Source organism: Methanosarcina subterranea (assembly GCF_055385895.1).
In genome coordinates, this window is sequence record NZ_AP042426.1 from 2,204,420 (window position 1) to 2,226,779 (window position 22,360).

The window sequence follows — 22,360 nt, forward strand, 5'->3', positions numbered from 1 at the left end:
TTTCTCCTATATTGACAATGAAAACCTGACAGAAGCCTTCGTATCTGTGCCAGAAAGCGGGGGAAATAAGATCATTCCCGCAGGCATCACAAAACCCGGAGAAGCCTACGCTGCTGCTGCCACCGAATCAGGCAAGATTGGGGTCTATAAGTTTGAAGTCCAGGTAGTATCCGGCTCGGGTAAATACGAAAAATCAGGCACAGGTTCAAATTCTCAGACCAAAGAATCAATAAAAACGGCTTTCAATTACTTCAGGGCCAACGCAAAATCCGTAAGTCAGAGCATTTCGGTAAAGGAAAAAGACTACTTTTTGCATGTCCAGGATCTCTACGGAGTTGGAATGTCCGAAGAACTAGCTCTTGCAGCCTTCATCAGTCTCTGCTCTGGAGCATTAGAAAGGTCGCTTCAGGAACAGACTGCCATTCTCGGAAGTATGACAATCGGAGGGTCTGTAGGTGTACTTGAAAATCTGGCTGGCCTTTTGCAGGTCTGCCTTGATGCCGGAGCAAAAAGAGTGTTGATTCCAATTGCTTCAGCAGGTAAGATTGCAACGGTACCCCCTGACCTATTCAGTAAGTTCCAGATTTCGTTTTATGAGGATCCGATTGATGCGGTTTATAAGTCGATGTCACTAATTTAATGTCTTACAATATCCGGATAAATCTGGAGTCATAGTAAGCTCCTTTAGAGCCTATCCGAAAAGTGTTATTTTTATATTTTAGAGAGAACGGCAAGTATAAAAAATATATCGATGTTTTAAGCTTCTGGAAACTAACGGTAGTATGGTTACTGGTAGTATTATCGGTCTTGAATTCCAGTAAAACCTGCCCATCAGGCTGGGGAAAAATAAAAAGGAAAAAGGAGAAAAAAGGAGAAAAAAGAAAAAAAAGAAAAATAATTCACCAGTAAACCTTATAACTTTTAACCGTCCCCATAGTAGACCACCTGTAATAAGGAGCATACAGAGAAGTCGGAGTCAGCGGCTTTCCAACTGTCAAATTTACCAGCTTATCGAAACTGCCTTTCTGTGTAGGGGAACCTGTACAGTCAATGAATACAAGTCCTTTGTCCGAAGTTTGAAATGCATTGCAGGCGTGCCCGGGCGCATTGGTGAACTCCATAGTTACCCAGGCGGCTTTAATTCCTGCCCGTTCTGCGTTATTATGAACATCTTCTGCGAAGTCGGAGCATACATATTTTGATGTGTATAAATTCTGGTCTGTTTTATCTGCTTTTATAAATTCTACAACTTTCGCGTATGTTGTATTTGTTGCATTATTATAATTCACAAGTGAAATTAGTTTGCCGTCGCCGCCAACCATGTAGGTGTTGCCGATGTGAGGGTTGACAGTTGTCGTGCCTGTTGTCGTTGCTGCCGATGCTGTTGCGCATGTGAGGCATAGCACAAAAAAAAGAGTTAAGATAATAGGGGTTTTCATCTTAATCACAGATTAAGTTTAGGGATTTTTATATAAAGTCTTTACCCTCAGTATAAATTTTCTACTACGTCTGTAGCATAATATTTTTCAGATCTTTCGCACAGGCATTCAGAATTCGGATACTTTTTCCTGCACCAAACTTATAGCAGTTTCTTATTTTCAGTTAATTTATCCAATCCCAGGTGTGGATTATCCTTAATATGCATCTTTGCGCCCGATATTGCTTATTATTTGTCCTGCAGACTTCCCTGCAATAGAATTTGTAAGATGAGTTATTGCAGATTATCGCATTCTACTGGCAAATATCGGATTTTAAAGTTTTAAATGGAACATAAAAAGACAGTTTAATATAAAATCCATTTATATTGTTTGTCTAAAAATAAGGTGTGAATAAATTGGGAAAATCAGGAAAGACATCCGGAAATAGCTTATTGCGCTGGATTTTTGGTTTCATATTTGTTTTAATAATTATTGCTGGAATAAACGCCGGAATAAAAGACAGGTTGTTGAAGAGCCCGAACAGGCCGCACAACAGACAGGAGAAACAGACCTGATTGAGGCTCAGGTTCGAGCTGAAGGAACAGCATCAGGTCAGGACAGCGGGCTTGCAGAAAGTGATTCTAAGGATACCGGGCTTGCAGATGATAATCTTGTAGATGATAATCCTGCACATGATAATCTTGCAGACAACAGTCCTGCTGCAGGTGAGAACCCGGCCGATGAAAACCTGACGGTTCATTTTCTCGACGTTGGCCAGGGAGATTCGATTCTCTTGAAATATAATGGAAAAGCTATGCTGATAGATGCAGGGGAACGAAACCAGGGGTCAGGGGTTTCAGCATATCTTCACGAAAATGATATCTCCAGCATTGATTATATTGTTGTAACTCATCCTCATTCGGACCATATAGGCGGCATGGGTGAGGTACTCAACAGCTTCCAGGTTGGGTTTTTCATTGACAGTGGCTTTCCGCACACCTCAAAAACATATGAAAACATGCTGACAACCATTGATGAGAAAAATATTCCTTTTGATGTAGCTGAAAAAGGAGAAGAAATAGAATTTGACCCTGATGTTGATGTGGAAGTTTTGAACCCAGGCCCCGAGTACTCCGATGACCTGAACGAAAACTCCGTGGTTCTCAAAGTAAGCTACGGGGAAGTTTCGTTCCTGCTTATGGGCGATGCAGGGCTTGAGACTGAAGAAAGCCTCATGGACGTCGGGTACGACCTTGATTCTGATATTCTCAAAGTAGGGCACCATGCCAGCCGATCCGGCAGTGGAGAAGAATTTATTTCAGCTGTAAGCCCCGAAATAAGCGTAATCGAAGTTGGAGCAGATAACGACTACGGGCACCCCCATACAGAAGTTCTTGAAAAGTTACAGAAAGCTTCCATGGTTTACAGAACCGATCTTGACGGCTCAATTGTAGTTACAACAGACGGATCTACTTATACAGTAACTGCTCAGAAAACCGAATCTGGAGGTGGACTGACCAGAACCGAGCCTGCTGAAAGCGGGGCTGACAGTTCTTTGATGATGACTGAAACCGTACCAGAAGGAACCAAGTCAAAAGAAGCTGGATTAGAAGATTCCGAACCCGAAGAAGACGGAGCGAGTGGAATATTCAGTTCCGCAGAATCAGTCGTCTATGTTAGCGACCTGAGCCTGCAGGATGAATGGGTAGAGATCACAAACAAAGGGTCCTCTCCTGTTTCGTTAAAAGGCTGGAAGATTGAAGATGAAGGCAGCAAACATACCTACGCCTTTTCGTCTTACACACTAGATTCTCAGGCCACTGTAATTCTATATACCGGAAAGGGTATGGATACAGCTACTGAAATATACTGGGGATCAGGAAGCCCTATCTGGAACAACGATGGGGACACGGCGTCTCTATATGACAGCAGCGGAAAGCTGGTGGCTGTATTGGAGAGGTGAAGATGGGAAATTTCAAAGTCACTCTCGACAGGATAGAAGGCAGTGCCGCAGTGCTGCTTTTAAGGGAAGAGGAGTCAATAAAACTTAGTATCCCTCTTTTTTTACTGCCTCTGGAGAGCAAAGAGGGTGATATCCTGAATCTCAGCATTGACAGAGATGTTCAGGAGACAGAAGCAGCTAAAGAAAGAGTGTCAGCTTTGCTTGATAAACTAAAGAATAAAAATAAAGAGACTGAATGAAACTATTTTTCTCCTTCTTCCGGATTTAAGAGAGCTCCCATATTTCTTTATCCATATGGAAAAAAACACATCACCTTCGTGCCTGTAAAATGTTTACCTGACCAGTGTCCTGGCGGCCTTTCGCCCATCCTGAAAATATCTACGTGGATTTCTGCCGGGTTACGTATATACCCGGTCTGTTTTTCCCTTCCTTTTTCGTTATTTTAATCATTTGATAACATTCCTTATTTTTTTCTTTCGACAATATATTTTATCATTGAATAACATATGTTATATAACACACGTTATTTAATGGGGGTCTGTATGCCACCCAAAACAAAATATGACAAAGAAGCCATTGTAGAAGCCGCTTTTGCCATCGCAAAAGAAGAAGGATTTGCCGGCATCACCGCGCGCAGCGTGGCGAAACGCCTTCGTTGCTCGGTTGCGCCGATCTATCTCAATTTCGGGACAATTGATGATCTGGTTAAGGCTGTGGTCGAGCGTGTTTTTGCCCTTTCGGATGAACTGCTGGCAAAACAAAAAGGACCGCACCTTTTTGAAAACATCGGGAAAGCCAGTTTAGTGTTTGCGCGAGAGTACCCGGTCTTTTTTCGTGAACTGGTAATGCAGCAAAACCCATACATGACTTCGTATGAAACCGTTCAGGATACAATGGTTGAAGCACTGGCTGAAGATGAAAACATGCGTGGTTTGACGTATGATGAACGCAAGCGCCTGCTTTTAAAAATGCGGATCTTTCAAACGGGGATGTCGGTCATGGTCGCCAATGGTCATCTGTCCTCGCTTGATGACCAGGCCGCTGAAACGCTACTTATGGAAATGGGGAAGGATCTCCTGCTAATACAACAAATAAAACAAAAGGGGACGGAGCAATGAAGAAAATAACTATTATAGGTGGGGGTATCGCCGGATTGAGCGCTGGAATCTTTGCCCAAAAGAACGGATTTGAAAGCGTTATCCTGGAGAAAAATCACAGTTTAGGCGGGGAATGCACTGGCTGGGATCGAGAAGGCTATCACATCGATGGATGCATCCACTGGCTGGTTGGGACAAAAGTAGGAACACCGATTCATGACCTTTGGGTCACTGTTGGCGCACTGGACGGGGTTAAGATTTTCCATCCCGAGAGTTTTTTGGCTTTTGAGCACGACGGCGTTACGGTACATCTTTATCACGATCTTGACCGGCTTAAGTACAGCTGGCTTGAACTATCACCGGAAGATAAAGATGTTATTGAAGATTTTTGCCAGGCGATCAAGAAGCTGCAATCGTATGAAACACCCGTTGAAAAACCTGAGGACTTGATGACGTTTATGCAAAGAATCCGGTTGATGATTTCATTGAAAGATGCGGGAACAGTTATGCGAAAATATGGTAAGATCAGCTTAAAGGACTACGCCAGTACCTTTAAGCATCCAGCGCTTCAGGCTGTTCTTGCTTCATTTTTACCGGAAGGCTATAGCGCCTCATTCATTTTCTTTGCGCTCGCGGCCTTTACCAAAGGCCAGGCCTCCATTCCCTATGGTGGCTCTAAGGCGTTGGCAATGCGCATGGTTGAGCGTTACCTTGCCCTGGGTGGAGCTATTGAAGCTCCGTGTGAAGCCGTTGAGCTGACCATAGATCACAACAAAGTCCATCGCGTCATCTGTCACAACGGCAAAATCTTTGAAGCCGATTATATCATTGCAGCATGCGATGCGCACGTACTTTATGAGCGGTTACTTAAAGGCAAGTACCCGGATCGCGAATTTCAAAAGCGATATAGTAACCCAACAGATTATCCACTTGCCTCACAAATTCTGGTAGCGTTAGGCTATGAAGGCGCAATCGGAACCCTTCCGCGGAGCCTGTCCTTTCCGATGCCTCCATTTGAGATCCATGAATCGCCTATCAACCGTTTAACAATGACGCACTACCGTCATGAGCCGGCATTTGCTCCAGAAGGCCACACTCTGATCACCTGCAGCATCAACCAGTTCCATGTAGATTACGAAGCCTGGGATGCTCTCGCCCAGGATCCAGAGGCCTATCAACGGGAAAAAGAAAGAATAGGCAAAGAGATCCTCCGGGCAATTGAAACACGTTTTCCCCGGATGAAAGGAAAAATCAAAGTCCTTGATGTCGCCACGCCGAAAACGTACGAACGGTATTGCAATGCCTATAGGGGAGCATTCATGCCGTTTTTACCGACCATTCGAGGAAAAATGATGGCCCACACAGGGCGGATTAAAGGCCTGGATAATCTCTTTTTAACCGGTCAATGGTTGCAACCGCCAGGGGGGCTGCCCGTGGCAGTCATTACCGGAAAAGACACAATCATGCGGCTTTGTAAACAGGAAAAAAAGCCGTTTGTAAGCTGTTAAATAGCCCGAAAAATTGACCTTGCTACCTTTACCCGAAAGTATGGACACCTTAGATCTCACGATTGCGGGTTTCCAGCACTCATCCAGCCGAAGCCGGGCTTAATCGAAAAGTAACCTGTCAGCCTGCTAAGGAAAAAGGAGATTTCCACACTGCTAGAGTGCCGGAAAAGTGGTGGAAGTCTTCCTTTTGAATGCACCCTATTTCTCTTACTGAACTGTAATTTTCCCATCTACAAGCCTGATAATTTGTCAGCTTTTAAAGCCAGGGTCTCGCTATGAGTAACTACGATAAATCTTATTGTATTCCTTGTTTAGCTGCCTGAGCAGTTCATAGATCATGTCGCCAGTTCTTGTGTCGAGGTTGCCTGTAGACTCCGTTTTTATAGGTTTTTATCAGGTTTTTAAGCTCGATAATTGGGCGCTTTTTTCTGTCATGCTTTTGAGGCTATGACAATAATAAGTCCGTATATGACGTTGTTTGAAGTGCTTTCTATAGCAATGGTACGAAGAATTGCAGGGTTTGTTTCTGTCCAGCCCCTTGCCCTATAATCGGTTTCTTCGATCTCGGCTGCGACTTCCCGATCCTGATCAAAATCCCTTAGCCGGACTGAAATGCCATTAACCACATCTGTAACATCATAGAATTTCCGGGCAGTATCCAGAGAGGTATAGGTCAAGGGACTCCCAGAGGAGACCCGTATGAAATCAAGGGTCAGGTTCTCTTCCGGCTGGGCTGAGTAAAGTGTCCGTCAAAGGACTCGATATCACTGAAAAGTTCGGCTATGCGGGCTTGACCTGTTCCCTCAACCTGGGAGGTATCTGCTGCAGAGGCCGGGAGGATCGGTGTAAAAAACAAAAAGAGTACGAAAAGCGCGGCTTTCGTGGTTTTTTCCCCGATTCGATGACAAAAAGATTGTTTTGATCTCAAAGATTTTTAATTATTTTCTGGGCTATGCATAAGTCTTACTAGATTTAATGAATACAGCTTATTAACAACCTTAGTTCCCATAATTTAAGCGCATATCAAGCATTATTACAAATATATAATCTCAATTGATGCCGATTTTGAAATTCAGTCCAAAAAATTATGTGCTTATATTTTAAGCGCATAATTCAATATCAGGGGAACTTTATGCGTCTAAAAATGCGGAACGTAGGTTATTCTTTACCTCTTTTGTTTTTTCTCATCGTTAACCAGGTTGCCATCCTCGAGAGTAATTACCCTGTCAACATACTCAGTATGCCACGGTTCATGTGTTACCATTACAATTGTTTGGCCATATTTTTCATTCAATTCTTTGAACACATCCAGTACTTGTTTTGAGTTATTAGTGTCCAGGTTTGCACATGGCTCGTCAGCAAACAATATGTCAGGCTTTTTTGCTATGGCTCTTGCGATTGCCACCCTTTGCTTTTCTCCACCAGATAATTCATCAGGAACCCTGTTATGTTTTCCTTTCAGACCAACCTTATCTAATGCTTCAAGAGCAGTTTCATAAGATTCCTTTCTTGATTTTCCTTCCATCATGGAAAGGATATATACATTTTCCGCAGCACTCATTTCATTAATGAGTGCATAATCCTGAAAGACATAACCGACTTGCGTTAGCCTATAATAGCTTCTTTCTGCTTCAGGCAAGCTGGAAACCTGTAATCCCCGAATGGTATATTCCCCATCTGTTGCGTCGTCTAACAATGCTAATATCCTTAACAGAGTCGTTTTTCCACTTCCAGATGCACCCATTATCGCTACAAATTCCCCTTTATTTATTTCAAACGAAACGCCCTTGAGAGCCTTGACAGCAGTTTTCCCAGTCCCATAACATCTTTTCAGGTTTTTCACTATGATCATTTTTTATCGTCCCCATATAGCTTTGAGTATGCTCTCTTTTGATACACTCCAGGCAGGGAGTGTCCCGGCTATTACTGATAGCGTAAGCATGGTAACTATGCTTTGAATAAGCAGCATGGGATCTATCTGGGGTCTTATTTCCATGGTTTCGTAGAATGTTACTGGATTTGCCTGGAAGTAAAGCATAAGTGAAAAGTATAAAGTTAATCCTGCAAGTATTCCTAAAGAAACATAGAACATGCTAAGGAACGCATAGGACAATACTATTGAGCTTGGAGAAATGCCTACTGCTTTTAAAATACCGATCTCTTTTTTCCTATTAAGTACGTTGATATAGATAATGATAAGGACAAGTGCTGCACCTACGATCAAACTCACAAACTTTGACATAATATTTATAGCACCCATGCTTTGCATTGCTTGCTTTATGAGAGTTTCGGACTTATCAGCCCATGTGAAGATTTGCTCATTCACCCCAGCTTCTCTAATCTTATCCTGTACCTGTTCTTCACTTCCTTGCTTGTCAATCCTTACGACTACACTGGTAGCTTTACTCTCTTCTAAACCATAAACTTCTTCAATTTCTTTGTAATGGACAAGGGCATTAAGATCAACAAGTTCAAATGAGCCTTCCATGATGCCTTTGACTTTATAGGTCCTCTTTACGCCATTGCTGTATGTTACGTCAACAAGAGATCCTGGTCTTACTTCACCCAGGTTATCATATATTTCTGATCCAAAACCCGTACCTGCGATCATAGCACCAATGATAATCTCATCCCTGGAAAGCTCTCCTAAGAAATCTCCTTCACTGATAATGTATGGGTATTGTGAAATATCATATTCTTCTATGGGAAGCAATCCTGTAATAGTTGCCCCTACAACTTTCTGCTTATGCTCAATAGATGCTCCAGCGTCCAGTCGTTTTGTTGCAGCTCTTACACCTTCGACCGCTCTGACTTTCTGCAAGACGTTATCAGCATTGTTAATATAGGTGTTGTCACCTGATGGTTCAATGACAATATCCCCGTAAGGGTAGTCTTGCATAAATCCAGTAAATAGGACAGTCATTCCCCCTATCATTGATGGAAGGAATACTAAGTTCATAAAAATGAGTGAGAGAACAAAAACTATGAACATTAGTGTTTTTTTGTTTCCTCTTTTTACACTGCAGTATGCAATGAGGCCCCCCACTCTGATATCGTTGATCATGTTGAAGACCTCTCATTATTTTTCGTTGTTAGCAGAGTCACCGCTGCCTTCCATTAACTGCTTAATTATCTCATCTTTTGACTTTTTTGTTTTATAATTAGTGTAAATTAGTCCTCCAATTACTGCCAGGATAAACAATACAATTACAGCTGTTCCTGCTCTATTATTACTTTCCAGGACTATAAGATTAATTTTCGTTTCAATTTGTTCTTCACCAAAATCATCACCATACGTTATGGTTACAGGGATTTCGTATTCTCCGGCTTGATCAACTAAAAAAGTAATTACTGCAGGCCCATCTTCATTTGGATCAAGAGTTCCTATAAAGGATTCTTTTAATCCTTTGAATGGATGGTCAGCATAGACTCTTATTGAATTTATTGATCTGTCACCAGAATTTTCGATTCTCATAGTCAATTCTACAGTATCACCCATGTAAGGAAGAACAGGATCTACCTTTACAGATGCAAGATTCAAGCTTCCTTTTTTATCAAGCACAGTTATTTTAATGGCATATGCATTTTTTTGCTTACCAAAATCATCTTCATACTCTATAATGACAGGGATTTCAAACTCCCCTGACCTGTTTGCCTTAAACTTGAATAATGCAGTTTGACTTGCATTTAAGCCAAGAGTCCCAATTGTAGAAGTTTTAATTCCTTTAAACTCATGATCCATACTAACTACTACAGATTTTGCAATTGTGTCACCAAAATTTTCTATGCCTAAACTTAAGTCAACTGTATCTCCCTCATAGATATATTCGGGATTGGTTTTGACAGAAGAGATTCTTGGCTCTGCATCTTCGCCTATCACCCTTATTTCAACTTCATAATATTTTTCTGTATCAACGGGCTTATTTGCATATGTTAATTTCATTTTTATAAGATGAGGACCAGGTTTGGCATCGGGGGTTGTTCGCATGTGATATATCAGGTACCTTTCACTTGTACTATAGGTTAATTTTGAAACATTAGTAACCAAATTTTCTGTAACTATTATATCTGGAGGGATGCTGATTATCTCAAAAGTAATATCTTCAGGAGTTTTAGTACCGCAGCTCTCAAGATTAATTCCCAGGGTGAATTCTTCATCGATACCTATTGAACTGGGTCTTATTTCCTGAACCTCTGCGTTTACGCACGCATAACTAGAAATTTCTGCTTCAACAATAGAAATTCCTGTTAAAATAATTGCAAAAACTAGTAAAAGCAAATATGTTTGTCTTGTCTTCGGATTCATTTTTTACTCACCTCGTTTTGAATTTTTTCTGTAAATTCAACAAGATTTTTAAAAATTAAATCTAATGAAATCATTTGCTGATAATAATCTCCAATGATTTTGAGCAATTCTTCAGAGCCCTCTTCTTTACTAGTGCATCGATTCCAAATTATGGAAATAAAATTGGATTTTGAAATCAACACAGGTCAATAGGTTTCCCATAAAAGAACCACAGATGGACACAGATGGACATGAATAAACACGAATTGAAATTATCTATGTTCATCTGTGTTCATCTGTGTTTATCCGTGATTTATTAAGGATATATGAAATCGATGTACTAGTTTTACGTCTTTCAATTATTGCTGAAAGCTTTAATTGCAGGACTGACCATGAGTTCATTCTTGGATTTTACTGCTTTAATTGTCATTGTAAGCATCCTTAGTTCCCATATTTTAAGCTCATAAAGCATTATTACAAATATATAATCTCAATTGTGATGCCGATTTTGAAATTCAGTCCAAAAAATTATGTGCTTATATTTTAAGTGCATAATTCAATATCATAGGACCTTTATGCGCCTAAAAATGCGGACCGTCGGCAATAACGCTCATGAACAATGTTCACTTAAGAGATGTTAATACATACAACTTAGTAATAAAGCTTTTGAACAATGTTCACCTAGGTGATTTCATATGCCAGCTAAAAAGACTGTTCAGGACGATCAGAAGAGTGTCAAACGGGACAAAAAGGCGAAGATTAGCTCTATTCAGGATGCCACATGTAAGCTGATAGAGACAAAAGGTTATGAAAATGTGACTATCCGGGATATAGCTGAGGCTGGCGGTGTGAGTATAGGGCTGATCTATAAATACTTCCCGGGAGGCAAGTTTGATATCCTTAAGGAGATCAGTTATCAATACACGGATGAGCTATTGATGACAAAAAAGCCCGAAAATGTCAATTTTAATGATTTCCCGGGCTACATAAGAAACGTAATAAACAATATGCAGCAGTACTGGAAAGACAACAGCTCTTTGACAAAAGCTTTGATTATGACTGCACTGCTCGACAGCGAGATCGTGGACGAAGTCAAAAATATGGATTTTAAAAACGAGTATTACAAAGCTGTAGCTGAATTTTTTTGCCGTTTCAAAGGCATTGATATAGGCGACAAAGATCCTGTTGAAGTTCTTATGGACTGGGGGATTGCGGTAAAAGGTATTATCATCTGCGATGTAATCTATTCCCTATCTCTTATCAAGAGTGAAAAATCCCTGACCGACCTGATGGTTGATATCTCTCTTAATATATGGGGTTATCAAAAAAATTCGTAAACTTTTTCGACTCAAGCCCGGCAGTAATTATTCTGCATCAAATAGAATGAGGGGTTTTCAACTGCAAATTGGTTAAATAACCGTTAACCCCAGAGAGCTTACAGGCATATAATGAATTTAAGCTTGTTTTTATTCTTAACTTCCCGCAAAGAAGATAACAAAGTTTTAATCAAATACCGTATTGTTATTTTTGCACCAATTTAAAAAATAAAGAGAGGGAAACTATGAAGATAGTCGGAATATCATCAAGCCCGAGAGGCAAGAACAGCAATACCTTAAAATTACTGGATGCAGCCCTTGAAGGAGCCTCAGAAGCAGGAGCTGAAGTTGAGTCTATTGATGTTGCAAAAATGAAAATTAAATACTGCACCGCATGCGATTCATGCTACGAGACAGGAGTGTGCTCAATAAAAGATGACTACCAGGCTTTACTGAAAAAACTGCTGGAAGCAGACGGCATAATCTGGAGCAGCCCTAACTACATAACAAATGTGACAGCCCAGCTCAAGACTGTCTTTGACAGGAGTCCGCTTGTTATTCACGAACAGCTCTTTGAAGGAAAATACAGTCTTTCCTTAACAACTGCAGGCAGTGATGAGCTTGATTTTGTCCTTGGCATTATTGATAACTTTATGATACACTGCGGAGGCAACTCTATCGGAGGAGTGGGATGTGCAGTGGCACGGGGACCTGAAGCAATGGAAACTGCAATTGAAAAATCGCATGAAATGGGAAAAGACCTTGCTGAAGCGATAAAAGATAAAAGACAATACCCTGAACAGGAAGCTTTACATGAAGCCTTCCGAGCACGGTTCAAGTATGTCATCCTTGCCAACAAAGACCGCTGGACGCACAACTGTGATTACTGGATGGAAAAGGGCTGGATCAAAGAATAAGATTTTCAATGTAAGGTTTTTAAGGTGGTTCTATGGGGAAAACTGGGATGTTAAGAGTTGAAGAAATAGGGAAAAAGCTTACAGAAGCCGGCAGGCTGCAACTGCGCCCTCTCTGTGTTTATGCCACAGACGAGATCCCGCAGAGTGCAGTCCCATCGTATACTGTAGACCGCTGTGTGGCAAAGGCGGTTTACATTTCCGCCCTTTTTAATGAGACTCCTGCCCTGTATGTTGAAGCCGGGCACGAACAGTGCTGCGCTGGCGGACTGGTATGGATGGGACTTGCTGAACCGCACCCGAAGCTGAAGTACTTCGTGACTGTGGGTACGCCGGACTTCCATGGAGGTGCTGCCGAACACTTAAAAGCAACTCCTGAGCTGTTTGATGAGCAGAAAGAACGCGCAGGGAAAATTAATCCTCACGGCAAATACACAGTCATTGCACCGTGCACTGACGAAGTTGCACCTGAGGCTGTCAGAGCCTTTATCCTGTTCGCGGGCGCTGAGCAGATCAGGAATCTTTGCGGGCTGGCTCAATTCAGTAATTCTGATCCCTTCTTCAGAACAATAATACCCGGAGGACCGGTCTGTTCCATGATGATCGCTTTTCCAGCGGGCATGGCAGAAAATGCGCCAGAAACCTCAGCTTATGTCGGACCTGTTGACCCAACAGGAAACCCCTGGCTTCCACCCGACCTGATGATTATGGGCATCCCCGGAACTCTCGCGCAGCAAATGGCAGCAGACCTCGAAGAGTCTTTTATCTGCAAACGGGGAAGAATAGCATATCCTGAAAAACGTATTATTATAAAACCACAATCTGCAGACCCGCAAAAACGAAAATAAAAATAACAATAAAATTAAAAGTAAAAGCAAAACCTGTACCTTGAACGTTCAGAGGACAAGAATTTATTTAATCAAAGAGCGCAATTCCCAGAAAATTCAGGATTTATTCGCCAGGCGTTCGGGATTAAAATCTCTTCTCCTGCGTTTGTTTCTATTTATCATATGTTTATTTTCTATTTATCTTATCCATTTTGGTGATCTTTTGCCTTCGAAAATCAGCCGTGAAACCTTTATCCGGTCTATTGCAGACCTCCTGCAAAAAGCAGAAATCGAGCTTCCTGATGACGTGGTGGATGCGCTCAGAAAAGCTGAAGCCATAGAAGAAAATCAGGTTGCAAAGTCCCAGCTCCAGGCAATTCTGAAGAATATCGAGCTTGCAAAAAATCATGCTGTTCCAATGTGCCAGGACACAGGCATCATGATCTTTTTTGCCGAGCTCGGGAACGAGTTTCAGCCGGGTTTTGACCTTGAAGCTGCAATAAAGGAAGCAGTTACCCTTGCAACAGTCGAAGTCCCTCTGCGCCCGAATGCAGTGGATCCCCTGAGCCGCAAAAACAGCGGGGATAATACAGGATCAGGAATCCCGGATATTCACTGGAAGCTGGTTCCGGGAAAACAATTAAAAATCACTGCCGCCCCAAAAGGGGCAGGTTCCGAGAATATGAGTTCACTGCGCATGCTTAACCCCACAGAAACCGGAAGTATCAAAAATTTCGTGCTTGAGACTGTGGTAAACGCCGGAGGGATGCCATGCCCACCCCTGACAATAGGTGTGGGGATAGGAGGTTCTTTTGATGCAGTAGCCAGGCTTGCAAAAGAAGCCCTTCTTGAGCCTCTGGATGCCCCCATGAACGAGTTTGAAAAGGAAATTCTGAACGCGGTAAACGCCCTTGGAATCGGCTGTATGGGCCTCGGAGGCAGCACAACCGCTCTTGCAGTACACGTAAAAACCGCACACTGCCATACCGCTTCACTCCCTGTTGCCATAAACATACAGTGCTGGGCAAACAGACATGCTTCAATCGTATTCGGAGAGGTAGAATAATGGAATATCATCTGCAGACCCCGCTTAAGTTAGAAGATATCGAGAAACTCAATGCAAGAGACATTGTTTACATCTCAGGAGAAATCCTTACAGCCAGGGATGAAGCTCATGCAAGGATTCTCGAAATGGAAGAAAAAGGAGAAAAACTTCCTTTTTCCCTTGAAGGAGCAGTTATCTATCACTGCGGTCCCCTTATGCAGCAGACCGAATCCGGCTGGAAAGTAATTTCAGCAGGTCCGACAACCAGCGGCAGGATGTCAAGAATGACTCCTCTCCTCCTGAAAAACAATGAAGTAAGGGCAATTATTGGAAAAGGTGGAATGAAAGGCGTTGCAGATGCACTCAAAAACAGGTGCGTCTATCTCGCATACACAGGAGGATGTGCAGCCCTTGCCGCAGAGCTAATAAAAGAGGTAAAAACCGTCCACTGGCTTGACCTTGGCATGCCTGAAGCTGTCTGGGTTCTCAGGGTTGAAAAATTCGGGCCGCTTATTGTAGGAATTGATTCAAAAGGCAAAGATATTTTTGCAGAGGTAAGAGAAAAAGCTGAAAAAGTGCTTGAAAGGATGCAAGAATAAAAAAGGCAGCCTTCTCCTTTTCAATACTGCTTCATACACGATAATTCATGAGCATTCTGTTCTAAGAGCACAATTCAGAGCTATTTTCTTTTTACTTAGAATCGCCCCTCTGATCTGGAAGAAGAAGCTGATTTGATGGCATGGGCGCCAGAGGTTTGGCCAGTACCCTGAAGTATTCAAAAGTTTCCTGGCCCCAGTTCACGGCTTTTTCTCCGAAACTGGCTATAGTGTTGTTCTCAATTTCATAACTTTTACCGGTAGAAAAGCAGGTAAGAACCATAGTATCCGTTACAGCAATTGTAGGTGGAGTGATATTCTCGTTCAGCACATAAATTTCAAAGTTTTCAAGAAGTAGCAGGGTATCAAGCTCTCCTTTAAATTCTTCTATAAATTTTTCAAATACTAATTGAGTTAGTATTATTGATACCCTCAGTCCTTTTTTTGCATTTTCTGCACAGATGCCCGGATAGCGCAGATCATGATGTGAAATGATCAGAAGAATCTGTTTTGAGCTGTAAAGAGCCTCAGTCGTTTTCTGGTATGCTGAAGAAGCATCTTCGTCCTGACTGCTGTCCGGTATCAATGCCATAAGTTCTTCCATTAACTTAAAAAATGTGAGTGGGGCTCCCCCTGGCTTAACACCTGACCAGTAATCGTAATTGTCTTCAAGAAGCCTGAAAGCTTTCACAAGAGATTCCATTCTTCGAACAAGGATTTTCCCCAGAAGGGAGAGGCTGTATGCTCTGTCCTCCTGAACCACAAGCCCGTTTTCTTTTAGCCTTTTAAGCTGGGGCAGGATAGCAACAGAGTTAGTGTCAAGTTCGGAGTTGATTTCTTCGATGGTCCTGGGCTTCTCTTTTAGAAACAAAAGCAGATCTGTCCTCTTCTCGGAAGACAGGAGAACTGTGATCAAGGAAGATCTCATCAACTCTACTGCAAAAACTATGGATATATAATTTTTCATTCGAAATATTATAATTCCAGGATAAACTGGCTCAGAACCTTTAATTGGCAGAAAAGTCCTGCTTTTTAAGTAAAATTGCCACAAAAACGGGAAAACAGGTTTTTATCCTCAATAAAGTGAATAAAAAAGAGAAAAAATATTTTTCATCCTGGGATCTATATCAGAAATAATTTTTCCAGCCTTAAATCTTTTCAGATTTTTTAAACTTTTGGCTATTTTACTGCTCTGTTTCTGGAGAAACCAGAATTTCAGGTGGCAGAAAGACCGAGACAATAATTCCGAATATTGAAAAAATCACCAGCCCCCAGAGGGAAGCTTTTATCCCCTGAATGCGGAGATTTCATTGATCCGCACGATCTCCTGTAAAAGGTCAGGAAGGGCATCTTTCAGAATATCCGTCAGTTCTTCATTGCTTAAAAAGCGGGCATTCTCATCTACTGCCGATATTATCAGGGGCTTGAGGTCCTCCGGAATAACAGTACTGTCATCAGTGAGAGTAATGGCTCCTCCATCAGGCCCGCAATGACGATGGAGCCCATCAGGGCAGTCCCGATAGCCATGCCCAGGTTCTGGTGAAGTGCTCATAAGGGCAGCTGTCTCGCTCGTTCTTTCAGGAAGTACCTGGGAGAGGACGAGATTCATTATCTGGGATTCTATGACGCCTGCACTTATACCTATTAAGGCAAACCCTGTCAGCAGGCCAAGCCCTCTAACCTTCACATAAATGGTTGCAATAGCCAGTAAAAGCCCTGCAATAAGTACGAGTAGCCCAACCTAGATAATGCGCTTTGGAGCTATGCGAGCAGATAAACGGGATGCTGTAAGCGAGCAATTAAAAGTGGTATGGAAAGGGGAAGGTGGAGAAAGCCTGTCTGCATTGCGTTAAGGCCCAGGGTGATCTGAAAGAAGAGAGCCATACTGAACAGGAAACCTCCTATAAGAAGGGTCTGAATCATCTGGACAAAAGCGCCTGAAGTAACCCCGCGGTCCCTGAAAATATCGGTTTGAAATCTTCTTGAACATTGAATAAAGTAAAAATTGAATGAAACAGCCTGACATATCTAATATTTTATAGAATAAACAGTAAGGTGTATAAATAAATTCAGAAATTTTTGCGCAACGTTTCCAGAACGTTCCGGCTAAAAAGGCTCAAAAATCCGGAAATTTTCGGGTGAGGGCTAGACCAATGAATTTCTATGGAACAGGCCTGGCGGACTTGTGAATAACAGAGAGAAGAAGCAAAGACGTAAGACATATAAAGCCCACATTCCAGAGGATCAATGATGAATTCTGAAAAGCCCCGGGATATTCCCCTTTATATCTACCATGCCGGACAGTGCGACCCAAAAAAATGCACAGGAAGAAAAATGGCTCGTTTTGAGCTTGCCCGACTTTATGACAGGGTGGAGAGGTTGCCACGTTCAGCGATCCTGCTCGACCCGATGGCGGAAAAAGCCCTGTCGCCAGCTGATAACCCTAAGAAAGGAATAATCGTACTTGACTGCTCGTGGGAAGAAGTTGAACGAATTTTTCCTGAGCTTGGAAAACTGAACCTTGAACACAGGGCTCTTCCATATCTTCTTGCAGGCAACCCTGTGAACTTCGGAAGGCCCTTCAAACTCAACTCTGCAGAAGCCTTTGCAGCAGCCCTCTATATCCTGGGGCACAAAGAGCAGGCAGAAAAGGTCCTTTCCAAGTTTAACTGGGGGCACAGCTTTCTTGAACTGAACAGGGAGCCTCTTGATGAATACGCAACTGCAAAAAACAGTACCGAGATTGTGGAAATCCAGAGTCATTACATCTGAGAGCGGCTACATTCAGAGAACCTGCACGAGAAAGCTACATCCAGAGAAAAGCTACATCCAGAGAAAAGCTACATCCAGAGAAAAGCTACATCCAGAGAAAAGCAATTATATCGGAGCCACTCGATAACAGAGGCGCTACCTGACCGGACCTCAAATAAAAGAGCTAAAAGGAATTATATACAGTGAAAGCACCAGTAAGAAAGCAGATTGGGGTTATAGGAGCCGGGACCTGCAGCAATGAGACGAGATCCCTTGCAGAAGCTGTGGGAAAAGAGATCGCAAAAAAAGGAGCTGTTCTTCTCTGCGGAGGCCTGGGTGGGGTGATGGAAGCAGCAGCGCATGGAGCAAAATTGGAAGGAGGGGTGACCATAGGGATTTTACCCGGAACCTGTAGAGAAGACGCAAACCCATGGATAGACGTAGCGATTCTCAGTGGAATGGGGCATGCCAGAAACGCCCTTATAGCCCAATCCTCGGATGCCCTGATTGCTGTTTCCGGGGAATACGGGACTCTTTCGGAAATGGCCTTTGGGCTGAAAATGGGAAAACCTGTGCTTGTGATCGACTGTAAATGGAAAATAGAAGGCGTAAAGAGGGCAAGAAGCCCGCAGGAAGCTGTAGAGTTTGCTCTGGCACTTATTAAATATCAATAAAGAACAGGAAAACTCAATGAAGAACAGGAAAACTCAATGAAGAATAAGAAAATCCAATAAGAATAAAAAGAATCCAATGAAGAATAAGATAACTTAAGAAATTTTGAGACGAATTTTGAAGCCTCGAGCAAAAACCGGATCAAAAAGCGCTTTGCAAAAAAGTAAAACGGGCAAAAAAGGAATATCTGAACCTGATTTTAGTTATGGATGGCAGAAAATCTTAATATTTGATCCAAAAATTTATATTGCAAAAGGAAACTTCAAGAATTAGGAGGCAGGCTTCGACTCAGACTGGCAGGAGTTTTGGGGTACGCCAGTATTCCTCCACAAAATGTAAGAAAAGTTATACCGGAGTTTTAAATGCACCTTATCGTAACGGAAAAGAACATAGCAGCAAGGAGGATAGCTGCGATTCTGGCTCCAAAAAGTCCCAAGAAGGAAAGAGTCAGCGGAGTAGACGTATACCGGTACGAGATCGGACCCGGCGAAAACAGGCAGGAGACTGCAGTAATAGGGCTTTCCGGCCATATTGTCGGGATAGATTTTCCAAAAGAGTACAACAACTGGCAGAAGGTTGATGCCAGAGCCCTGATAGACGCCGAGATTACAACAACTCCGATCAACCGGAAGATAGTGACTGCTTTAAAGAGCCTTGGAAAAGAAGCAGACAGGGTCACCATTGCAACTGACTACGACCGGGAAGGGGAACTGATAGGAGTCGAAGCTCTGAACATTATAACGAAGGTGAACCCGGATATCCCTTTTGACAGGGTACGTTACAGTGCAATAACTCCAAAAGCAATTGATGCTGCATTTGCAAATCCTACAGATGTTGACTTTAACCTCGCAGACGCGGGTCACTCAAGGCAGGTAATTGACCTGGTCTGGGGAGCTGCCCTTACCCGATATATTTCCCTTGCAGCAGGCAGGCTCGGGAAAATGTTCCTTTCCGTAGGAAGAGTGCAGTCCCCAACTCTATCTCTTATAGTTGACAGGGAAAAGGAAAGGAATATCTTTGTCCCGACCCCTTACTGGGAAATCCATGCCGAACTTGAAACCGCATCAAGGGAAACTTTTTCCGCCCAGCACTCAACCCGCCGTTTCCTGGACAAAGAGGAAGCTGGAAAGGTATTCAAAAAACTTGGAAAAAAAGCGGAATTAAAAGAGATAGAAAAAGGGACGAAAATTGACCAGCCCCCTACTCCTTTCAATACTACCGGATTTATCAGCGCGGCAAACTCAATAGGGCTCAGCCCCGCAAACGCCATGCGTATAGCTGAATCTCTTTACACGAACGGGTACATTTCATATCCCAGGACAGACAACACGGTCTATCCTGATACTCTGGACCTGAGGGCTCTAATTGAGATTTTTAAGGAAGGGCCTTTCAAGGAATATGCAAATGCCCTTCTTGAGAAAGCTGAACTTGTCCCTACCCGCGGGAAAAAAGAAACAACAGACCACCCACCTATCTACCCTGCTTCCCTGGCAAAGAAAAATGACTTAAAAGAAGAAGAATGGAAGGTCTACGAGCTTGTGGTCAGGCGCTTTTTTGCAACCTTTGCCGGCCCAAGCACCTGGGAGACCATGCGTCTGAGGCTCGATATCGACGAGGAAGAGTTCAGGGCAAACGGAGCAAGGCTGCTGGAACACGGCTGGCGCTGGTATTATCCTTACAATGCCCCGGAAGACCGTCTATTTCCGGAACTCAGGGAAGGGGATTGCTTGAAAGTGATAAAGAAAGAAATGCTGGATAAAGAAACCCAGCCACCCGGACGCTACGGTCAGGGCAGGCTGATCAATATAATGGAAGACCTCGGGCTTGGCACAAAAGCTACACGTCACGAGATTATCAGCAAGCTTTATTCCAGGGCTTATATCCACGGAAACCCGGTACAGCCTACAAATGCCTCTTTTGCCGTAATGGATACTCTTGAGAAATACTCTCCCACGATTACGAAACCGGACATGACAAAGTTGCTTGAAGAAAACATGGACAAAATTGCAGAAGGCAAAATCAAGGAAGATTCTGTACTTGAAGAGTCCAGGGAGATGCTCAAGCAGGTCTTTTCGGAACTTGACAAAAACAGGGATAATATTATAGAGTCCCTGCAAGCAGGCCTCAGAGAGGATAAAATCATAGGCACCTGCTCCTTATGCGGAAACGATCTCATGATCCGCCGCTCAAAAAGGGGAAGCCGTTTCATAGGTTGCAGCAATTACCCTAACTGCACCTTCTCCCTGCCCCTGCCAAAGAGTGGCCAGATAATTGTCACAGATAAATCCTGTGAGACTCACGGGCTGCACCATATCCGCATAATCAATCAGGGAAAACGAGCCTGGGATCTTGGCTGCCCCCAGTGCAATTTTATCGAATGGCAGAAAACCCAGCAGGAAGTGCAGGCCCAGCAGCCGAAAAAAGAAAGGCCCAAATCCATTAAAGACATCGAAGGCGTAGGAAAAGCCACTGCAGGAAAACTCGAGGATGCAGGAATAAATAGCATAGAAGCCCTTGTTGAAGCCGATGCAATTGAGCTTGCAAAAACCATAAAGGTCACCGTAAAGAAGATTAAGAACTGGCAGGTCTCATGCGGTAATACAGTTGAGGACTTATAATAAAGGTCCTCAATCAACTTTGTTATTTGAGTTTATTTTTAGAGCTCATTTTAAAGAGTAAAACTTTTTCCAGGCTTTGAAGTATTTTTAAGAGAACAAAAAAGAGAACTTTTGGAAAAATTATTTAACTTTGTTCAATCTTTAATAACAGTATGTCCACTGTTTCAAGCTCTTCTGTTATAATGACTACTCAAGTAATACCTGGAGAATTACTCATTCCAGCGTTCTTTATTTTGATTATCCTTATTTTCTATTTGTTTTACAGAAGAAAGAGAAAGTGATATTTATTTTTCATAGTCTCCTGAAGCAGCTTGATATTTAATTATTTAATCTGCTATTTTCCTGTATCAAACTTGAACATGGACCGCTTGCTTATGCATCCTCTTATTTAGTTTTTCTATCTGCTCGTCCTTAGTGTACAGCTGTTCATAAAGTACCGGGGCTGAATTTCAGATATTCAATTATAGGAAACTATGAGAACGGATTGAAGAAAGATGAACCTTTATATAGTATCTGACTGTTTTATAATTATTTATTTGTAAAAAGGATTACCAGAGGTTTACAACTTGGCGACCAAGAAACAGAAAGCAGCAAAACGAGATAAGATAGATAAGGAAACTAACGGCAAAGTTCAAAAACCAGTTGAGGAAGTTAAGGTGCCGGACAACAAAACAAAAGAACAGGATAAGAAAAGAAAAGGAAAATAAAAAAGAATATTTAACTCAGACCTTCTTTTCTTATTTTATTTATAAACTATTTTTGCATTCTTAAATATCCAAAATTTAAAAAACAGTTTTATACGTATTCCAATCTGTGATATTATCTTAAGTCGTGAAAGCAAGGTCCTTTCTACTGCTGATATTTACTCTCTATCCTTCTTTTTTGCCGCTTGATTCAAATGCTTCAACCTGTGCTAAAATGGATTTCGTTTCAATGTTGAGCATCTGTATTTATATCCCAATTTCTACAAACTGATTCTTTTACACTTCCCTGATTTCAAATTCTAAACTTGTTATCTTGCACTGCTTTTTATTATTTCTAGACTTCTTCTTTCTACATTTCTTTCATTCTACTCCTTATTCCTTCTACCTCTTTCTTCCTTCACCCTTTTCTTCCTTTTGGTAAGAGCCGCCAGGAAAGATGGCGGAGGCGTCCGAAATTTTTGGGAACGACCGCTACACAAACTGAAGAGAGCACTTATAATCCTGTGAATTTAAACCCAGCCTCCTGAAGTAAGAGAGTGATTTTTCATATCAAGTAGCTGTTTTCCCATTGTATTGGATTTCTTTTAATTGCATTGGATGTTCAGCTTTCTTTTTTTCTTAGTTAGTGGCGGACCGGCCAAAACCC

27 protein-coding genes and 1 pseudogene are annotated in these 22,360 nt (G+C 42.3%); 17 read left to right on the forward strand and 11 right to left on the reverse strand.

From position 1 onward, the window contains the following. Window positions 1-46 precede the first annotated feature (46 nt). Window positions 47-640, forward strand: a complete 594-nt coding sequence (locus ACZ5A8_RS09655; RefSeq protein ID WP_464534087.1) for a S16 family serine protease — start codon at window positions 47-49, stop codon at window positions 638-640. A gap of 62 nt (window positions 641-702) precedes the next feature. Further along, window positions 703-909, forward strand: a complete 207-nt coding sequence (locus ACZ5A8_RS09660) for a hypothetical protein (protein ID WP_464533598.1) — start codon at window positions 703-705, stop codon at window positions 907-909. Here ACZ5A8_RS09660 and ACZ5A8_RS09665 read toward each other — a convergent pair. Continuing rightward, the gene (locus ACZ5A8_RS09665; protein ID WP_464533599.1) at window positions 900-1,448 is read right to left on the reverse strand and encodes a hypothetical protein; all 549 of its coding nucleotides are present in this window, start codon (window positions 1,446-1,448) and stop codon (window positions 900-902) included. The genes ACZ5A8_RS09660 and ACZ5A8_RS09665 overlap by 10 nt on opposite strands. A gap of 386 nt (window positions 1,449-1,834) precedes the next feature. Here ACZ5A8_RS09665 and ACZ5A8_RS09670 point away from each other — a divergent pair, with 386 nt between their 5' ends. Next, entirely contained in the window at window positions 1,835-1,993 is a 159-nt protein-coding gene (locus tag ACZ5A8_RS09670) for a hypothetical protein (RefSeq protein ID WP_464533600.1), read from the forward strand. Between the two features lie 32 nt (window positions 1,994-2,025). On the opposite strand, the gene ACZ5A8_RS09675 is transcribed toward ACZ5A8_RS09670, so the two are convergent. Further along, on the reverse strand, window positions 2,026-2,178 hold the full coding sequence (locus tag ACZ5A8_RS09675; RefSeq protein ID WP_464533601.1) for a hypothetical protein: 153 nt from the start codon (window positions 2,176-2,178) through the stop codon (window positions 2,026-2,028). Between the two features lie 33 nt (window positions 2,179-2,211). Between ACZ5A8_RS09675 and ACZ5A8_RS09680 the strand changes: the two genes are divergently transcribed. The 4 genes from ACZ5A8_RS09680 to ACZ5A8_RS09695 all read left to right on the forward strand — a co-directional run bounded on the left by ACZ5A8_RS09680 (window position 2,212) and on the right by ACZ5A8_RS09695 (window position 5,986). After that, window positions 2,212-3,381 (forward strand): lamin tail domain-containing protein, encoded by a 1,170-nt coding sequence (locus tag ACZ5A8_RS09680; RefSeq protein WP_464533603.1) that lies wholly within the window; start codon window positions 2,212-2,214, stop codon window positions 3,379-3,381. A gap of 2 nt (window positions 3,382-3,383) precedes the next feature. Further along, the gene (locus ACZ5A8_RS09685; protein ID WP_464533604.1) at window positions 3,384-3,620 is read left to right on the forward strand and encodes a DUF3006 domain-containing protein; all 237 of its coding nucleotides are present in this window, start codon (window positions 3,384-3,386) and stop codon (window positions 3,618-3,620) included. Window positions 3,621-3,923: 303 nt separating this feature from the next. Continuing rightward, entirely contained in the window at window positions 3,924-4,499 is a 576-nt protein-coding gene (locus ACZ5A8_RS09690; RefSeq protein ID WP_464533605.1) for a TetR/AcrR family transcriptional regulator, read from the forward strand. After that, the gene (locus ACZ5A8_RS09695) at window positions 4,496-5,986 is read left to right on the forward strand and encodes a phytoene desaturase family protein (protein WP_464533607.1); all 1,491 of its coding nucleotides are present in this window, start codon (window positions 4,496-4,498) and stop codon (window positions 5,984-5,986) included. The genes ACZ5A8_RS09690 and ACZ5A8_RS09695 overlap by 4 nt, the downstream gene beginning before the upstream one ends. 207 nt (window positions 5,987-6,193) lie before the next feature. Here ACZ5A8_RS09695 and ACZ5A8_RS09700 read toward each other — a convergent pair. The 6 genes and pseudogenes from ACZ5A8_RS09700 to ACZ5A8_RS09725 form a co-directional block, all read right to left on the reverse strand. Continuing rightward, window positions 6,194-6,361 (reverse strand): annotated as a pseudogene (locus ACZ5A8_RS09700) (lipoprotein-releasing system ATP-binding protein LolD); the annotation flags it as partial. Between the two features lie 56 nt (window positions 6,362-6,417). After that, window positions 6,418-6,663 (reverse strand): hypothetical protein, encoded by a 246-nt coding sequence (locus tag ACZ5A8_RS09705; protein ID WP_464533608.1) that lies wholly within the window; start codon window positions 6,661-6,663, stop codon window positions 6,418-6,420. A 35-nt stretch (window positions 6,664-6,698) separates the two neighbouring features. Further along, entirely contained in the window at window positions 6,699-6,914 is a 216-nt protein-coding gene (locus ACZ5A8_RS09710) for a hypothetical protein (protein WP_464533610.1), read from the reverse strand. A gap of 237 nt (window positions 6,915-7,151) precedes the next feature. Continuing rightward, the gene (locus ACZ5A8_RS09715) at window positions 7,152-7,838 is read right to left on the reverse strand and encodes an ABC transporter ATP-binding protein (protein ID WP_464533611.1); all 687 of its coding nucleotides are present in this window, start codon (window positions 7,836-7,838) and stop codon (window positions 7,152-7,154) included. A gap of 3 nt (window positions 7,839-7,841) precedes the next feature. After that, window positions 7,842-9,050 (reverse strand): ABC transporter permease, encoded by a 1,209-nt coding sequence (locus ACZ5A8_RS09720; protein ID WP_464533612.1) that lies wholly within the window; start codon window positions 9,048-9,050, stop codon window positions 7,842-7,844. Between the two features lie 15 nt (window positions 9,051-9,065). Continuing rightward, entirely contained in the window at window positions 9,066-10,292 is a 1,227-nt protein-coding gene (locus ACZ5A8_RS09725) for a COG1361 S-layer family protein (protein WP_464533614.1), read from the reverse strand. Between the two features lie 674 nt (window positions 10,293-10,966). Between ACZ5A8_RS09725 and ACZ5A8_RS09730 the strand changes: the two genes are divergently transcribed. From ACZ5A8_RS09730 to ACZ5A8_RS09750, 5 genes are all read left to right on the forward strand, one after another. Then, window positions 10,967-11,608: a TetR/AcrR family transcriptional regulator gene (locus tag ACZ5A8_RS09730; protein WP_464533615.1), complete on the forward strand. Its 642-nt coding sequence runs from the start codon at window positions 10,967-10,969 to the stop codon at window positions 11,606-11,608. A 224-nt stretch (window positions 11,609-11,832) separates the two neighbouring features. Beyond that, window positions 11,833-12,504, forward strand: a complete 672-nt coding sequence (locus ACZ5A8_RS09735; RefSeq protein WP_464533616.1) for a flavodoxin family protein — start codon at window positions 11,833-11,835, stop codon at window positions 12,502-12,504. Between the two features lie 47 nt (window positions 12,505-12,551). After that, window positions 12,552-13,349, forward strand: coding sequence for a DUF169 domain-containing protein (locus tag ACZ5A8_RS09740; protein WP_464533618.1), 798 nt, complete (start codon window positions 12,552-12,554; stop codon window positions 13,347-13,349). A gap of 202 nt (window positions 13,350-13,551) precedes the next feature. After that, window positions 13,552-14,394: a fumarate hydratase gene (locus ACZ5A8_RS09745; protein WP_464533619.1), complete on the forward strand. Its 843-nt coding sequence runs from the start codon at window positions 13,552-13,554 to the stop codon at window positions 14,392-14,394. After that, window positions 14,394-14,972 carry a FumA C-terminus/TtdB family hydratase beta subunit gene (locus ACZ5A8_RS09750; RefSeq protein ID WP_464533621.1) on the forward strand — a complete coding sequence of 193 codons (579 nt, stop codon included), beginning with the start codon at window positions 14,394-14,396 and terminating at the stop codon, window positions 14,970-14,972. The genes ACZ5A8_RS09745 and ACZ5A8_RS09750 overlap by 1 nt, the downstream gene beginning before the upstream one ends. Before the next feature lie 91 nt (window positions 14,973-15,063). On the opposite strand, the gene ACZ5A8_RS09755 is transcribed toward ACZ5A8_RS09750, so the two are convergent. From ACZ5A8_RS09755 to ACZ5A8_RS09765, 3 genes are all read right to left on the reverse strand, one after another. Further along, on the reverse strand, window positions 15,064-15,897 hold the full coding sequence (locus ACZ5A8_RS09755; RefSeq protein ID WP_464533622.1) for a helix-turn-helix transcriptional regulator: 834 nt from the start codon (window positions 15,895-15,897) through the stop codon (window positions 15,064-15,066). Window positions 15,898-16,254: 357 nt separating this feature from the next. Next, entirely contained in the window at window positions 16,255-16,656 is a 402-nt protein-coding gene (locus ACZ5A8_RS09760) for a hypothetical protein (RefSeq protein ID WP_464533623.1), read from the reverse strand. A 74-nt stretch (window positions 16,657-16,730) separates the two neighbouring features. Then, a complete protein-coding gene (locus tag ACZ5A8_RS09765) occupies window positions 16,731-16,853 on the reverse strand; it encodes a hypothetical protein (protein ID WP_464533625.1) in 123 nt (40 codons plus the stop codon). Between the two features lie 366 nt (window positions 16,854-17,219). Between ACZ5A8_RS09765 and ACZ5A8_RS09770 the strand changes: the two genes are divergently transcribed. The 5 genes from ACZ5A8_RS09770 (at window position 17,220) to ACZ5A8_RS09790 (ending at window position 21,717) form a co-directional block, all read left to right on the forward strand. Further along, the gene (locus ACZ5A8_RS09770; protein ID WP_322223344.1) at window positions 17,220-17,741 is read left to right on the forward strand and encodes a DUF367 family protein; all 522 of its coding nucleotides are present in this window, start codon (window positions 17,220-17,222) and stop codon (window positions 17,739-17,741) included. 182 nt (window positions 17,742-17,923) lie between these two features. Further along, a complete protein-coding gene (locus ACZ5A8_RS09775) occupies window positions 17,924-18,394 on the forward strand; it encodes a TIGR00725 family protein (protein ID WP_464533626.1) in 471 nt (156 codons plus the stop codon). 115 nt (window positions 18,395-18,509) lie between these two features. Continuing rightward, entirely contained in the window at window positions 18,510-18,665 is a 156-nt protein-coding gene (locus ACZ5A8_RS09780; protein ID WP_464533628.1) for a hypothetical protein, read from the forward strand. 89 nt (window positions 18,666-18,754) lie between these two features. Then, window positions 18,755-21,010 (forward strand): DNA topoisomerase I, encoded by a 2,256-nt coding sequence (locus tag ACZ5A8_RS09785; protein WP_464533630.1) that lies wholly within the window; start codon window positions 18,755-18,757, stop codon window positions 21,008-21,010. 566 nt (window positions 21,011-21,576) lie between these two features. After that, on the forward strand, window positions 21,577-21,717 hold the full coding sequence (locus ACZ5A8_RS09790) for a hypothetical protein (protein ID WP_464533631.1): 141 nt from the start codon (window positions 21,577-21,579) through the stop codon (window positions 21,715-21,717). The last annotated feature ends 643 nt before the right edge of the window (window positions 21,718-22,360 follow it).

Coding starts and splice junctions, on each gene's coding strand:
- ACZ5A8_RS09675 (WP_464533601.1), bottom strand. CDS start 2,178: ATGAACCGTCAGGTTTTCATCGGCCGGGTTCTCACCTGCAGCAGGACT.
- ACZ5A8_RS09685 (WP_464533604.1), top strand. CDS start 3,384: ATGGGAAATTTCAAAGTCACTCTCGACAGGATAGAAGGCAGTGCCGCA.
- ACZ5A8_RS09690 (WP_464533605.1), top strand. CDS start 3,924: ATGCCACCCAAAACAAAATATGACAAAGAAGCCATTGTAGAAGCCGCT.
- ACZ5A8_RS09695 (WP_464533607.1), top strand. CDS start 4,496: ATGAAGAAAATAACTATTATAGGTGGGGGTATCGCCGGATTGAGCGCT.
- ACZ5A8_RS09715 (WP_464533611.1), bottom strand. CDS start 7,838: ATGATCATAGTGAAAAACCTGAAAAGATGTTATGGGACTGGGAAAACT.
- ACZ5A8_RS09720 (WP_464533612.1), bottom strand. CDS start 9,050: ATGATCAACGATATCAGAGTGGGGGGCCTCATTGCATACTGCAGTGTA.
- ACZ5A8_RS09725 (WP_464533614.1), bottom strand. CDS start 10,292: ATGAATCCGAAGACAAGACAAACATATTTGCTTTTACTAGTTTTTGCA.
- ACZ5A8_RS09730 (WP_464533615.1), top strand. CDS start 10,967: ATGCCAGCTAAAAAGACTGTTCAGGACGATCAGAAGAGTGTCAAACGG.
- ACZ5A8_RS09735 (WP_464533616.1), top strand. CDS start 11,833: ATGAAGATAGTCGGAATATCATCAAGCCCGAGAGGCAAGAACAGCAAT.
- ACZ5A8_RS09740 (WP_464533618.1), top strand. CDS start 12,552: ATGTTAAGAGTTGAAGAAATAGGGAAAAAGCTTACAGAAGCCGGCAGG.
- ACZ5A8_RS09750 (WP_464533621.1), top strand. CDS start 14,394: ATGGAATATCATCTGCAGACCCCGCTTAAGTTAGAAGATATCGAGAAA.
- ACZ5A8_RS09755 (WP_464533622.1), bottom strand. CDS start 15,897: ATGAGATCTTCCTTGATCACAGTTCTCCTGTCTTCCGAGAAGAGGACA.
- ACZ5A8_RS09765 (WP_464533625.1), bottom strand. CDS start 16,853: ATGGCTCTCTTCTTTCAGATCACCCTGGGCCTTAACGCAATGCAGACA.
- ACZ5A8_RS09770 (WP_322223344.1), top strand. CDS start 17,220: ATGAATTCTGAAAAGCCCCGGGATATTCCCCTTTATATCTACCATGCC.
- ACZ5A8_RS09785 (WP_464533630.1), top strand. CDS start 18,755: ATGCACCTTATCGTAACGGAAAAGAACATAGCAGCAAGGAGGATAGCT.